Origin of the sequence: Ureibacillus terrenus, from assembly GCF_006569205.1 — a bacterium.
Classification (GTDB): Bacteria; Bacillota; Bacilli; order Bacillales_A; family Planococcaceae; genus Ureibacillus; species Ureibacillus terrenus.
In genome coordinates this window covers 121,066-133,530 of record NZ_VIGD01000001.1, presented here as the reverse complement: position 1 = coordinate 133,530, position 12,465 = coordinate 121,066, and the positions used below count along the sequence as shown (strand labels likewise).

The 12,465-nt window shown below is 41.9% G+C and carries 17 protein-coding genes; all 17 read left to right on the top strand.

The genetic code is table 11. The features are described 5' to 3' along the window. Positions 1-18: 18 nt before the first annotated feature. Positions 19-222, top strand: coding sequence for a hypothetical protein (locus FKZ59_RS00680; RefSeq protein ID WP_016837737.1), 204 nt, complete (start codon positions 19-21; stop codon positions 220-222). Positions 223-225: 3 nt separating this feature from the next. Next, positions 226-603, top strand: coding sequence for a hypothetical protein (locus FKZ59_RS00675; protein ID WP_141600806.1), 378 nt, complete (start codon positions 226-228; stop codon positions 601-603). A gap of 12 nt (positions 604-615) precedes the next feature. Then, positions 616-1,527 (top strand): stage III sporulation protein AE, encoded by a 912-nt coding sequence (locus FKZ59_RS00670; RefSeq protein WP_141600805.1) that lies wholly within the window; start codon positions 616-618, stop codon positions 1,525-1,527. Beyond that, positions 1,524-1,661 (top strand): hypothetical protein, encoded by a 138-nt coding sequence (locus FKZ59_RS14580; RefSeq protein WP_181733117.1) that lies wholly within the window; start codon positions 1,524-1,526, stop codon positions 1,659-1,661. The genes FKZ59_RS00670 and FKZ59_RS14580 overlap by 4 nt, the downstream gene beginning before the upstream one ends. A 71-nt stretch (positions 1,662-1,732) precedes the next feature. After that, complete coding sequence (locus FKZ59_RS00665) at positions 1,733-2,131, top strand: hypothetical protein (RefSeq protein ID WP_141600804.1); 399 nt, start codon at positions 1,733-1,735, stop codon at positions 2,129-2,131. Next, on the top strand, positions 2,128-2,670 hold the full coding sequence (locus FKZ59_RS00660) for a SpoIIIAH-like family protein (protein WP_141600803.1): 543 nt from the start codon (positions 2,128-2,130) through the stop codon (positions 2,668-2,670). Before FKZ59_RS00665 ends, FKZ59_RS00660 begins: the two co-directional genes overlap by 4 nt. Before the next feature lie 178 nt (positions 2,671-2,848). Then, complete coding sequence (accB, locus tag FKZ59_RS00655) at positions 2,849-3,394, top strand: acetyl-CoA carboxylase biotin carboxyl carrier protein (protein ID WP_141601062.1); 546 nt, start codon at positions 2,849-2,851, stop codon at positions 3,392-3,394. Between the two features lie 11 nt (positions 3,395-3,405). Then, positions 3,406-4,782: an acetyl-CoA carboxylase biotin carboxylase subunit gene (gene accC, locus FKZ59_RS00650; RefSeq protein WP_141600802.1), complete on the top strand. Its 1,377-nt coding sequence runs from the start codon at positions 3,406-3,408 to the stop codon at positions 4,780-4,782. A 144-nt stretch (positions 4,783-4,926) separates the two neighbouring features. After that, entirely contained in the window at positions 4,927-5,928 is a 1,002-nt protein-coding gene (locus FKZ59_RS00645) for an LLM class flavin-dependent oxidoreductase (protein WP_141600801.1), read from the top strand. Positions 5,929-6,026: 98 nt separating this feature from the next. Continuing rightward, complete coding sequence (locus tag FKZ59_RS00640; RefSeq protein WP_141600800.1) at positions 6,027-6,431, top strand: Asp23/Gls24 family envelope stress response protein; 405 nt, start codon at positions 6,027-6,029, stop codon at positions 6,429-6,431. Positions 6,432-6,670: 239 nt separating this feature from the next. Next, positions 6,671-8,161, top strand: coding sequence for a glycerol kinase GlpK (gene glpK, locus FKZ59_RS00630; protein WP_141600799.1), 1,491 nt, complete (start codon positions 6,671-6,673; stop codon positions 8,159-8,161). Between the two features lie 72 nt (positions 8,162-8,233). Then, positions 8,234-8,362: a YfhE family protein gene (locus FKZ59_RS00625; protein WP_141600798.1), complete on the top strand. Its 129-nt coding sequence runs from the start codon at positions 8,234-8,236 to the stop codon at positions 8,360-8,362. Between the two features lie 217 nt (positions 8,363-8,579). After that, positions 8,580-8,963 (top strand): transcription antitermination factor NusB, encoded by a 384-nt coding sequence (nusB, locus tag FKZ59_RS00620; protein ID WP_141600797.1) that lies wholly within the window; start codon positions 8,580-8,582, stop codon positions 8,961-8,963. Between the two features lie 42 nt (positions 8,964-9,005). Continuing rightward, positions 9,006-9,863, top strand: coding sequence for a bifunctional methylenetetrahydrofolate dehydrogenase/methenyltetrahydrofolate cyclohydrolase FolD (gene folD, locus FKZ59_RS00615; RefSeq protein WP_141600796.1), 858 nt, complete (start codon positions 9,006-9,008; stop codon positions 9,861-9,863). A gap of 111 nt (positions 9,864-9,974) precedes the next feature. Beyond that, positions 9,975-11,330 (top strand): exodeoxyribonuclease VII large subunit, encoded by a 1,356-nt coding sequence (xseA, locus tag FKZ59_RS00610; protein ID WP_181733134.1) that lies wholly within the window; start codon positions 9,975-9,977, stop codon positions 11,328-11,330. Beyond that, a complete protein-coding gene (gene xseB / locus FKZ59_RS00605; RefSeq protein WP_141600794.1) occupies positions 11,323-11,553 on the top strand; it encodes an exodeoxyribonuclease VII small subunit in 231 nt (76 codons plus the stop codon). The genes xseA and xseB overlap by 8 nt, the downstream gene beginning before the upstream one ends. Positions 11,554-11,556: 3 nt before the next feature. Further along, positions 11,557-12,441: a polyprenyl synthetase family protein gene (locus FKZ59_RS00600; RefSeq protein WP_141600793.1), complete on the top strand. Its 885-nt coding sequence runs from the start codon at positions 11,557-11,559 to the stop codon at positions 12,439-12,441. Positions 12,442-12,465: the final 24 nt, after the last annotated feature.

The window sequence follows — 12,465 nt, the reverse complement described above, 5'->3', positions numbered from 1 at the left end:
TTCACAAGGAGGAGTCAAATGGAATTACAGGATGTATTAAGGGTGGCAGGAGTAGGACTAATCATAGCACTGTTGCATGTCTTTTTTGATCAGGTAGGGAAAAAAGAATTTACGTTCTATATATTTTTCATCGCATATTTATACATGGCTGCAGAACTGATCAGATTCTTACGGCTTTTTTTCGGCGAAATTATGCTATTTTTCCAATGGTTGACGAATTGACATATGACAATTTTGGTTTATGCCGTAATTCTACTACTGATTTTACTACTGATTAAAGAAGCGGTTCCAAAACTCTATTCGCTTATTGCCATCATTTTCTTTTTTATCCTATTGCATTTCCTCTTGTCGAAGTCTGTACTTCCATTAATTGGACAAATCCTGTCATATGTAAATTCGGTGCCATATGTTTCCCAGCTCGTCTATTCTGCTCTTTTTTATCAAATGGGCGTGTTCTTTAAGATGTTATTTGTCGAACAGGAGCAGGAGACGATGGGGGAATTTGTAATGTTTTCGGTCCGGATTGTGCTGCTCACTTATTGGGTGGGCGAATTGGCTAAAGTACTTTCAAGCTTTTCTTCAATTTTAGAGAAGCTTCAATAAGGGGCCTTCACAATGGATGAACTATTGAACATTTTTACCGATCCATTAAAAATTGCAGGCAGATCCATTCTACTTGTAGTCACTTACACCATTCTATTCCTGATTTTGGAAGCCTTTGTGCCTCAATTTAAAAAATGGGGAGACGCGTTATTTATCATCGTCCTCGTGTTGACACTTGGACAAACTGTGATGGATGCGTTCAGTTTAATGGGAGATATTGTGAATATTGCAAGCGACTTCTTTTTATCCATCACCCCCATCCTCATGTCCATCATTGTTGTTTTAAATGCGGTGTTTTCTTTCATTGCTTGGAGCCCAATTGTTTTGGCAATTTTTGAATTTTTGATCTTGCTATGCCAAAAAGTGCTGATACCGGGGATTGTCATTGCGCTGCTTCTTGATTTTTGTTCCAGGTTCATCCAGGAAATATCTTTTTCAAAAGCTTCGGATCTGATTCGGGGCACGGTCATGACATTGATCACGGCATCGCTTTTGTTGATGGTCGCCTTTTTATCCTTTGCGGGTGTCGCCTTTTTTACGGTGGATAAAGCGATTGCAAGCCCTGTGAAAAAAGTGATTGAACAAACCATTCCGATTGTCGGATCGCTCATTGTTGAAGGGTTTTCCATCTTCCAAAAATATCAATCGGCAGCCACGACCGTTGCTGGCTTCAGTGCAATGACCGCCTTTTGGATGGCCGCTTTTTATCCTGCCGGAAAGCTGTTGATCCATGCAATGACTTTTAAAATTCTGGCTGCCATTGTCGAACCCTTCAGCGGAGGAACCATCAGCGGCTTTTTGGATGATGTAGGGAAGTCTTTGCTTGTCCTATGCGCATCAGCCATTCTTTTGGGGATTGCTTTTGTATTCATTTGGCTGATTTTAATGATCATCTTGCAACTAGGGGTGGGAAAAAACTTTTGATCAAATTAATCGCCGTTATATTAATCGGAAAGTGTCTGCTGCTTTTAGCCGAGGAAAGTGAAATCGTGGTATATGTCAAACTGGCGACTCTATTAATCGTCATCACGGCTTTGTTAGATTTTCTAAAGCTGTAAAGCATAGAGCTTGTACTTCATTCATACAATGTTTTGAGAAGTTAGGGAAAGGGGGCCGCTGAGAACGTGAGGTGGAAAAGAAATGGACAAAGTTAAACATATTAATTATTCCAATCGCAATTTTCGCATTCATTGCTTACGTTTCAGTGACGGGCAATGCATCCAGCGAGCAATATGACACGCTTTCACCTGAAGGCAGACTTGAACAGGCTTTAAGTGAAATAGAAGGCGTTGGAAAAGTAAAGGTTTATTTTCATTACGACGAAACCCCTTCAAATGCGGAAGATAAGTTAAGCAACTATTTTCGTTCAAGCAACAACACAACCGTATCAGGATTGCTCATCGTTTCGGAAGGTGCAAAAGATCCCAAGGTTCAGATGCAGCTTCTTGAAACTGTAAGCAAAGTCATGCAAATGCCTGCTCATAGAATTATGATTGTACCGATGGAAAGTAAAGGAGATGAAAAATGAAGGTAAAAAGAAGAACAATTTGGCTTTTGACGCTGTTAAGCTTAGCTGCTGTCATTTCCGTTTATTATGTTTTTGAACCGAACCGTAATGTGGATTTAATGACAATCTTTACAGATGGCACCCTTGAAGAAACGACGTTAACAAATGTGGATGAAGAATTAAAAACGCCTACTGTATCATCCGAAAGTCATTTATTCGATGATTTGAGAATGGAGATTGCGAACGAACGCAGCCAATTGAAAGAGCAACTGACCCAAAAAATTGCCTCTGATGATTTAAGCGCGGAGGAAAAAAATAAAGCCTTTAATGAAATGAATAATCTGATTAAGAGAGAATCAGCGGAAGCAATGCTTGAAATGCTGATTGAATCTCTCGGCTATTCTGATGCGTTGGTGCATGTCAAAGATGACAAAGTGCAAGTGACAGTGTTATCCGACGAGCTCTCCAAAGCCCAGGCGAACGAAATTATCTATCTTGTCCGCCAGAAAATAGATGATGTTCAGGATGTCACAGTGAGCGTACAATCAAATTATTATTAATAGAAAATAGCGGATATGGAAGTAATGTTGTATAACAGAAGTCGAACAGTGCTTCGTTTACGTAACGAAAGCACTGTTTTTTGCTTATTTTATAGAAAAATTAAAAATATTGTTTCAAAATTTGTCGAAAGGATATAAAATGGATATTGTACTGAAAAAAAAAGAAGGGGTGTCTATTTTGTTTAAGGTACAAGAATTAAGAGAGATTATTAAACTGGTTGACTCATCTTCTATTGACGAATTTGTATATGAAGTAGATGGGGAAAAAATTAAATTGAAAAAACATAATAACGTGGTAACTGAAGTGGTTGCACCTAAAGTGCAAACTGTTGTACAACAAGCTCAGCCGCAAGCACAAGCTCAGCCGCAAGTACAACAACCAAAAGAAGAGCCAAAAGCTGAAGAAAAACCAAAAGTAGAAGCCAAAGCTGAAGAAAGCAAACCGGCTGCTCAAAAATCCAGCAATTTAGATGATCCTACTTTAGTAAAAATTACATCTCCAATGGTAGGAACATTCTACCGCGCACCATCTCCAGATTCACCTCCATACGTTCAAGTAGGTGACAAAGTAGAGCCAGATACAGTTGTTTGTATCGTAGAAGCAATGAAACTATTCAACGAAATCGAAGCCGAAGTAAAAGGTGAAATCGTTGAAATCCTAGTAGAAAACGAACAACTTGTTGAATTTGGTCAACCACTATTCCTAGTGAAACCTGCTGAGTAAGGGGTGCCTAAATGTTAAAAAAAGTATTGATTGCTAACCGCGGTGAGATTGCGGTTCGTGTAATTCGAGCTTGCAAGGAATTAGGAATCAAAACAGTTGCAGTTTATTCCGAAGCCGATCGCGATGCTTTGCACGTAAAACTTGCGGATGAAGCGTACTGCATCGGTCCAAAACTTTCTAAAGATTCTTATTTAAGTTTTCCGGCAATTTTAAGTGTTGCCGAAAAAACAGGTGCTGAGGGTATCCATCCGGGTTATGGATTCTTGGCGGAAAATGCAGATTTTGCTGAAGCATGCGAAAATGCCGGCATTAAATTTATCGGCCCTTCTTCCAAATCCATCCGCATCATGGGTATCAAAGACGTTGCCCGTGCAGAGATGCAAAAAGCCGGAGTGCCGCTCGTTCCTGGTACAGGCATTGTTCCTGATATTGAAACAGGTAAAAAATGGGCAGCTGAAATCGGCTATCCAGTCATCATCAAAGCGACTGCCGGTGGCGGCGGTAAAGGGATCCGGGTTGCACGAAATGAAGAAGAGCTCGTAAAAGGCATTGAAATTACACAAAAAGAAGCTCAAGCCGCATTCGGTAACCCTGGCGTATATTTGGAAAAATACATTGAGTTCTTCCGTCACTGCGAAATTCAAGTATTGGCGGACGCATACGGAAACGTAATCCATCTTGGAGAACGCGACTGTACGGTACAACGCCGCATGCAAAAACTAGTGGAAGAAGCTCCATCTCCAGCCCTTTCTCCGGAAAGACGCGCCGAGATGGGTGAAGCAGCTGTAAAAGCGGCAAAAGCTTGCGGATACGAAGGTGCCGGAACAATCGAATTTATTTACGATTATAATGAGGACAAGTTCTACTTCATGGAAATGAATACACGTATCCAAGTAGAACATCCGGTAACAGAAATGGTTACGGGAATTGACTTGGTTCAACAGCAATTAAAAATCGCATCCGGCGAAAAATTGACTATAAAACAAGAAGATATCAAATTAAATGGATGGGCAATTGAATGCCGCATCAACGCAGAAAACGCATATAAAAACTTCATGCCTTCTGCCGGAACGGTAGAAACTTACATTACACCTGGCGGACCTGGTGTACGCATTGACTCTGCGGTTTATCCTGGATACACAATTCCACCATACTATGATTCAATGGTGGCAAAATTGATTGTGCATGCGGATACTCGTGAAGAAGCGATTGCACGCATGAAACGCGCATTAAGCGAATTTGTTGTGGAAGGACCTGGTATCAACACGACAATTCCTTTCCACTTGGCATTAATGGATAACGAAGTGTTCAAATCAGGTAAATTCAATACGAAATTCCTTGAAGAGAACGATGTATTGAATATGAATAAAGAAACTGTAAAAAACTAAATTTGTCGGAGCCTTCTTTATGAAGGCTCTTTTTTGTTTTTCAAAAAATAAAGATAGTTTTTCGTTTTGGGACCCTTTAAACCTTTGTATTTTGTTTTTTCTTTTCGACGTTATATACTAAGTTCATCAGAAAGGAGTGGGAACATGCATCCAAAATTATCGGTCCTCGATTTGGCGCCCGTTTTGGAAGGAGAAACGCCTGCAGATGCTTTTCGCCATAGCAGGGATTTAATTCAGGCGGCGGAAAAGTTCGGCTATCATCGATATTGGGTGGCTGAACACCACAATATGGAAGGGATTGCCAGTTCGGCAACATCTGTACTGATTTGTTATTTAGCGGGCGCTACCAAAAAGATTCGGGTAGGGGCAGGGGGCATCATGCTTCCGAACCATGCACCGTTAATCATTGCCGAACAGTTCGGAACCTTGGAGTCCATGTATCCCGGTAGAATCGATTTGGGATTGGGACGCGCCCCAGGAACAGATTTGCTTACGGCAAGGGCTTTAAGACGGGATGAAGCGGGTGCTTATCAATTCGATCAATTGGTCGATGAATTAATGAGCTATTTTGATGATCAAGATAGGGCGGTGATTGCGGTGCCCGGAAAAGGCCTGAACATTCCGATCTGGCTTTTGGGCTCCAGTTTATACAGCGCAAGACTCGCCGGAGTTTTGGGACTGCCTTTCGCCTTTGCCAGCCATTTTGCCACGGATTTATTGGACGATGCACTCGATACATATCATCGGAATTTTAGGCCTTCCAATTCTTTAAAAACCCCATACGCCATGGTGGGGATTAATGTCTTTGTGGGAGATACCGATGAGGAAGGGGAATTTTTGGCAACAACCCTCTATCAGCAATTTTTGAGAATGATCAGGGGAAAGCGCGGGAAAACGCCGCCTCCAACAAATATGGAAAAATTGTGGACGGATGATGAGAAAAAGCAAGTTCTCCAAACATTGAAATTTACCTTTGCCGGCAACAAAGAAACTGTTTTCCGCCAAATCAGTGAGTTTTTATCACAACGAAGTAGACCCGTTAATGAACTCATCATTAACAGTCCCATTTATGATCAAGGAAAAAGACGTCATTCCTTTGAACTGCTCGCCAAAATCTTCAGAGAATCTCCGGACGATCTTTCATGAAATCTTTGTTTCAATACAGGAATGTATAAAATTTTGTATAATATATAAATAAATGTGTATTTCATTACCGACAGGTCTGAAAAGAGAGGATGAACAAAATGGCTGAAAAGTCAGTGCATGCATTTGTACAATCTGCTCCTTCCGGAAAAGAAGAACTTGGAAAAGTAGAGGTTGCTCCTGAAGTGATTGAAGTGATTGCGGGGATTGCAACAAACGAAGTGGAGGGCGTTGCTTCCACACGGGGGAATTTCGCATCCGGAGTGGCAGAACGTTTTGGCAAAAAAGTGCATTCCAAAGGCGTAAAAGCAACCATTACAGATGAAGGCGAAATCATCATTGATGTCTTTTGCTCAGTGAAATTCGGATATTCCATTCCGAAAGTGGCAAAAGATATTCAAGCAGCCATTCGCCAAGCCATCTATAACATGACCTCAATTGAAACGAGCGAGGTAAATGTCCACATTGTGGCAATCCAATTCGAAAATTCGGCAGCAGAAGAATAAGTCGAACAACATCAAATGGGATTTATTGCTCCCTTTTGATGTTTTTTTTTGCAAATTTTTCGCTTTAAATCGGGCAAAGGATTCCTTGATATATCAAAATGAAAAAAATATGGATTTTTTTATGCCGGCAACCATCATTCCATCCTCCGAAGAAATTTTTGAAGGAACAAAGGAATGGAAAGAATTCTGAAGAATAAAATAGATAGTCCCAATTAACATCCTTTAAGGAGTGACGCTGAATGGAGAAATATATTTTGGCTTTGGATCAGGGAACTACCAGCACCCGTGCCATTTTATTCGATAAAGATGGTGAAGTGGTCCATATTGCTCAAAAGGAATTTAAACAATATTTTCCGAATCCGGGATGGGTTGAACATGATGCGAATGAAATCTGGAGTTCGGTCTTATCGGTCATTGCCTCCGTATTAAATGAAAAAAACATCCAACCGGAGCAAATCGCTTCCATCGGCATTACCAATCAGCGGGAAACGACAGTGGTGTGGGATAAGAAAACAGGGAATCCCGTGTACAATGCCATCGTTTGGCAATCCAGACAAACTGCGGATATATGCGGGAAATTGAAGGAAGAAGGCCTTGAAGAACTGGTCAGAAACAAGACCGGCTTATTAATCGACCCTTACTTTTCAGGAACAAAAGTAAAGTGGATTTTGGATCATGTGGAAGGGGCAAGAGAAAAGGCGGAAAAAGGTGAGTTGCTGTTCGGCACGATCGACACATGGATCATTTGGAAATTGACGGACGGGGCAGTGCATGTAACGGACTATTCCAATGCGTCCAGAACATTAATGTATAATATTTATGATTTGAAGTGGGATGAGGAATTGCTTGAAATTTTGAATGTACCGAGGGCAATGCTTCCTGAAGTCCGGCCGTCTTCCGAAATCTACGGAGTGGTTTCCAGGAAGAATTTCTTTGGTACAGAAGTGCCGATTGCCGGCATTGCCGGGGATCAGCAGGCAGCCCTTTTCGGCCAGGCATGTTTTGCGCCAGGGATGGTGAAAAATACATATGGCACGGGCTGTTTTATGTTGATGAATACCGGGGAGAAGGCGGTCAAGTCCAAACATGGACTTTTGACAACCATCGCCTGGGGCATTGACGGCAAAGTGGAATATGCACTGGAAGGCAGCATCTTTGTAGCCGGATCCGCCATCCAGTGGCTGAGGGACGGGCTCCGGATGTTCCAGCATTCAAGCGAAAGCGAACATTATGCGGAAAAGGTCGATTCGACGGAAGGCGTTTATGTTGTTCCTGCGTTTGTTGGATTGGGGACCCCATATTGGGACAGCGATGTGCGAGGCGCCGTCTTTGGATTAACCCGTGGAACGACAAAAGAACATTTCATCAGGGCCACCCTTGAATCCTTGGCGTATCAAACAAAGGATGTATGCAGTGCCATGGAAACAGATTCAGGGATTCAATTAAAATCTTTGCGGGTCGATGGGGGAGTTGTAAAAAACAATTTTCTCATGCAATTTCAATCGGATATTTTAAATGTGCCTGTCGAACGCCCTTCGGTGAATGAAACAACGGCTTTGGGAGCCGCTTATTTGGCCGGAATCGCCGTCGGTTTCTGGAAAAATAAAGAGGAAATTGAAAAACATTGGAACTTGGATAGAAGATTTGAACCGAAGATGAGCGATGAGCAGAGGGAATCATTGTATCAGGGATGGAAGAAAGCTGTAAATGCGGCAAGAAGTTTTAAATAGATGCTTGTTGTGAATACCTCTCCTTCAACAGTTCAAACTAACAAAAAGCATGGTTGAAAGGAGAGAGCAGCAATGAAAAAACCGGTTCACGAACGCCTTGCAGAAAAAAACAATGGATTGACAAAGGCGCAGGAAGTGCTTTATAAAAAAGATTTTAAACAGGCGAAAGAAACAGCCAAAAATATTGAAAATGGAAAATAAATCGAATATATAGACCAGGAAGCTCCATTTGTCAAAAGGACGGATGGAGCTTCTTTCGTCTGGAAAGATGTTTTTTATTTCAATCCATTGAACCCCTTTTTTGATGAAATGTTATAATAGAAAATGTTGTAATGAAAAGAAATTGTGATTTGCTAATGTATTTTTTGCAAACAATAGTTATAATATGTACGAATGTTAGAAATGAAGGAGTCATTTTATGAAACGGCACGAAATTCGTGAAAAAGCGTTACAAGTTTTGTTTCAACTTGATAATACGGATTTGACATTGGAAGAAGCTATAGTCCATATTTTTGAAGATCAGGAGTTGGATCCGTTTTTTAAGAAGTTGGTATATGGAGTTGTTGAAAATCTTCAAGAAATTGATGAACAGCTTGCAGAGAAATTGGAAAATTGGTCATTGTACCGTTTGCCGAAAGTTGAACGGACGGTTTTACGTTTAGCTTTATATGAATTGCAATATATGGATGAAACCCCTGCTGCTGTGGTGTTGGATGAAGCCATTGAGCTGGCAAAAACTTATGGGGATGAAAAATCAGGGAAATTTGTGAATGGTGTGCTCTCGAAATTTGTTGAACAATAACTTTGACAATAAATAAAAGAGTATTGGAATTGAGGAGGAAAACTGATGGCTCAAATCATTAACGGAAAAGAAATAGGGGAAAAAATCCGAAAAGAAATCGCTGAAAAAGTAAAGGAATTAAAGGAGAAGGGAGTAACACCAGGGCTTGCGGTCATTTTGGTCGGCGATGATCCGGCTTCCCAAACTTATGTGCGCAACAAACATCGTTCCTGTGAAGCGATTGGAATTTATTCCGAAGTCATTAAATTGCCTGAAAGCACAACAGAGGAAGAACTCTTGGGGAAAATCCATCAATTGAATGAGCGCAAAGATATCCATGGCATTTTAGTGCAATTGCCGCTGCCAAAACATATCAATGAAGATCATGTGATTGCGGCGATTTCGCCTGAAAAAGATGTGGACGGCTTTTCGCCGGTCAGCGTGGGCAAAATGATGCTGGGACAAGACACATTCCTTCCATGCACTCCTTATGGCGTCATGAAATTATTGGAATACTCAGGAATTGAAATTGCAGGCAAACATGCCGTTGTCATCGGCCGCAGCCACATTGTCGGAAAACCGATGGGGCAACTCTTGTTGCAAAAAGATGCTACGGTTACATATACCCATTCCAAAACGAAAGATTTGCCATCCATTACAAAACAGGCGGATATTTTGGTTGCTGCCGTCGGACGCCCTAAATTCATCAAAAAAGAACATGTGAAACCTGGCGCCGTTGTCATCGATGTGGGCATCAACCGCGATGAAAATAATAAATTGGTGGGCGACGTGGATTTTGAAGAAGTAGAGCCGATCTGCTCCTATATAACACCGGTGCCTGGCGGAGTGGGACCAATGACCATTACGATGTTATTGTACAACACAGTAAAAGCGGCCGAAAAAACACTAGGCGACAAATAACGACGAAACATGTACAATAAATGTGGGGAAGCTGTTTTTCTAGAAAAACAGCTTTTCTAATGGGCTGATTCATTGTGTTATAACAGAATATCGAAGGAGAGATAGAGCTTGATGCCATCTTCCTATTTAACGGTGAAAGCATTAACAAAATATATTAAAAGAAAATTCGATGCAGATCCCCATTTAAGGGACGTTTATGTAAAAGGAGAGCTGTCGAACGTCAAAATTCATCCATCCGGCCATATCTATTTCACATTAAAAGACGATTCTGCGCGGATCAATGCATTGATGTTCCGCTCCCAGGCAAGTCAGCTGAAATTTAAACCGGAAGATGGCATGCAAGTGCTGATTCGCGGCGATGTCAATGTGTACGAAGCGCAAGGGTCTTATCAATTGTACGTGCTGACGATGGAGCCGGACGGAATCGGTAGCCTTTTCATCGCCTTTAACCAATTAAAAGAAAAACTATATAAAGAAGGTTTATTTGATCCAAACTATAAAAAACCGATTCCAAAATTTCCGAGAGTCATCGGTGTTTGTACGGCGACATCAGGAGCGGCAATCCGGGATATTTGTACCACCATCAAAAGAAGGTATCCTCTTGCTGAAATTATCATTTATCCGACCCTTGTCCAGGGAATCGGGGCAGCGGAATCGATTGTCAAAAACATCCGGCTGGCGAACAAGCACGGTTATGCGGACGTTTTGATTGTGGGGCGCGGCGGAGGCTCCATTGAAGATTTATGGGCATTTAATGAAGAGATGGTAGCCAGGGCGATTTTTGAAAGCCGGATTCCGATCATCAGTGCAGTCGGCCATGAAACCGATACCACCATTGCCGATTATGTTGCCGACCTTCGGGCACCGACACCGACTGCTGCAGCCGAGCTGGCAGTGCCAAACATCCAGGAACTATATCAACGCATTTTAACCTGTCAATCTCAAATGCATCATATCGTACGAAATCGTCTTATATATGAAAGAAATCGGCTGAACAAATTACAACAATCCTATCCGCTTTCAAAACCGGACCGGCTGTTCCGTCCGTTTGCCGAACGGCTGATCCAGGCAGATCTCGTCTTGCGAAGAGCCGGCCAAATGTATTTGATGAAAAAGAAAAATGAGTTGTCACAAATGGAAGGAGCACTGAAACTTTATTCGTCGCAAAATTCCATCGTTTATTATAAAAAACAAATCGAACACCTATCGGGTATGCTGACTCGTGCAGTTTTTCAATCATTGAACCGAAAAAAAGAACAGTATTTATTTACCATCCGCACCCTTCAGGCATTAAATCCGTTGTCCATAATGGAGAGAGGGTTCAGTGTCACTTACAAAGACGGAAGGGTCGTTAAATCGATCTCTCAATTAAAGAAAGACGATGATGTTTCAATACAATTCCATGATGGTATGGTAAAAGCAAAAGTGACGGAAATACGAAAAGAAGCTGGTGAAAATGATGACTAAACAGACGTTTGCGGAAGCAATGACGGAATTGGAGGAAATTGTCCGGAAGTTGGAACAGGGAGATGTTCCTTTGGAAGAAGCGATTGATTTATATAAAAGAGGAATGGAGTTATCAAAATTTTGCCACGAGAAGTTGCAGAGCGCTGAAGAACAGTTGATTTCCATTGTGAATGAAAATGGTGAGAAGAAGCCTTTTGAACCAACGAACGGAGAGGAACTATAAACGATGGCTGAACGATTGAAACAATTTATGAATGTACATCTGGATTTCATTAACCGGGAAATCGAGTATCAAGTGGAACGGCTTAATGCACCGCAAATTTTAAAAGAATCTATGTTATACTCATTAAAAGCAGGAGGAAAGCGCATACGCCCGCTGTTTGTTGTGGCGGTTTCAGAAATGTTCAACAACAAACAGAAAGAAGTGTACACGGTCGGTGCCGCTGTCGAAATGATTCATACCTATTCCCTTATCCATGATGATCTTCCCAGCATGGATAATGATGACCTAAGACGCGGTAAACCTACGAATCATGTCGTTTATGGAGAGGCGTTGGCGACCCTGGCCGGAGATGCTTTAAACACGTTGGCTTTCGGCGTCCTGGCCCGAATGGAAAATGTCTCTCCTGAAAAGAAGGTGGAGCTGATCAACTTATTGAGCATCGCAAGCGGTGCAGAAGGCATGGTCGGAGGACAAGTGTTGGATATCGACGGGGAAAAAAAGCGGTATAATTTGGCTGAATTGGAACAGGTCCATGTCCGCAAAACGGGCGCCATCCTCCGTTTCAGCATTGAAGCGGGCGCCGTTCTGGCCGATGCAACATCGGAAGCGCGCCGGGCGTTAATAGAATATGCCCGCCATATTGGGCTCGCCTTTCAAATTCAGGATGATATTCTTGATGTGGAAGGCACGTCCGACCAATTAGGGAAAACGGCAGGAAAAGATGAGGCAAGCAATAAAAACACATATCCTGCATTATTGACAATTGATGGCGCAAAACAAAAATTGGAGGAACATTATCAAAGCGCGCTGAAGGCGTTGGATAATTTATCGGAAGATACAACTCTTCTTAGGGAAATCGCAAATTATATCATTTCCCGAAATCATTAGACGGCCGAATGGATTGCTTTTGTC

Coding starts and splice junctions, on each gene's coding strand:
- FKZ59_RS00680 (WP_016837737.1), top strand. CDS start 19: ATGGAATTACAGGATGTATTAAGGGTGGCAGGAGTAGGACTAATCATA.
- FKZ59_RS00675 (WP_141600806.1), top strand. CDS start 226: ATGACAATTTTGGTTTATGCCGTAATTCTACTACTGATTTTACTACTG.
- FKZ59_RS00670 (WP_141600805.1), top strand. CDS start 616: ATGGATGAACTATTGAACATTTTTACCGATCCATTAAAAATTGCAGGC.
- FKZ59_RS00660 (WP_141600803.1), top strand. CDS start 2,128: ATGAAGGTAAAAAGAAGAACAATTTGGCTTTTGACGCTGTTAAGCTTA.
- accC (WP_141600802.1), top strand. CDS start 3,406: ATGTTAAAAAAAGTATTGATTGCTAACCGCGGTGAGATTGCGGTTCGT.
- FKZ59_RS00645 (WP_141600801.1), top strand. CDS start 4,927: ATGCATCCAAAATTATCGGTCCTCGATTTGGCGCCCGTTTTGGAAGGA.
- FKZ59_RS00640 (WP_141600800.1), top strand. CDS start 6,027: ATGGCTGAAAAGTCAGTGCATGCATTTGTACAATCTGCTCCTTCCGGA.
- glpK (WP_141600799.1), top strand. CDS start 6,671: ATGGAGAAATATATTTTGGCTTTGGATCAGGGAACTACCAGCACCCGT.
- FKZ59_RS00625 (WP_141600798.1), top strand. CDS start 8,234: ATGAAAAAACCGGTTCACGAACGCCTTGCAGAAAAAAACAATGGATTG.
- nusB (WP_141600797.1), top strand. CDS start 8,580: ATGAAACGGCACGAAATTCGTGAAAAAGCGTTACAAGTTTTGTTTCAA.
- xseA (WP_181733134.1), top strand. CDS start 9,975: ATGCCATCTTCCTATTTAACGGTGAAAGCATTAACAAAATATATTAAA.
- xseB (WP_141600794.1), top strand. CDS start 11,323: ATGACTAAACAGACGTTTGCGGAAGCAATGACGGAATTGGAGGAAATT.
- FKZ59_RS00600 (WP_141600793.1), top strand. CDS start 11,557: ATGGCTGAACGATTGAAACAATTTATGAATGTACATCTGGATTTCATT.